Source organism: Streptomyces sp. NPDC004561, assembly GCF_053602155.1.
Window position 1 is genome coordinate 4,655 of sequence record NZ_JBSGDB010000592.1, and the last position, 274, is coordinate 4,928.

Here is a 274-nt window from a genome sequence, read left to right on the forward strand (position 1 = left end):
CACCCGTAGATGCCACAGCAGCACGGCCGCCAGCGAGGCCAGCCCGCCGAACAGCGTGCCGCGCATCGCGTGGTCCGCCAGGCGGCCGCCCAGCAGGTTGCCGGCCGTCGCGCCCACGCCGAAGAGCGCGAGGAGCAGCGTCACATCGGTCTCGGCGAAGCCGGCGGAGTCCGTGAGCATGGGCGTGACGTAGCTGTAGGCCGCGAAGAGCGCGCCGAAGCCCGCCACCGTGGTGCCGAGGGCGAGCCAGACCGGCAGCGGCCTCAGCGCGGCC

At 74.8% G+C, this 274-nt stretch carries 1 pseudogene; it reads right to left on the minus strand.

The features are described 5' to 3' along the window. A pseudogene (locus tag ACWEN3_RS41485) lies at positions 1 to 274 on the minus strand (MFS transporter); the annotation flags it as partial.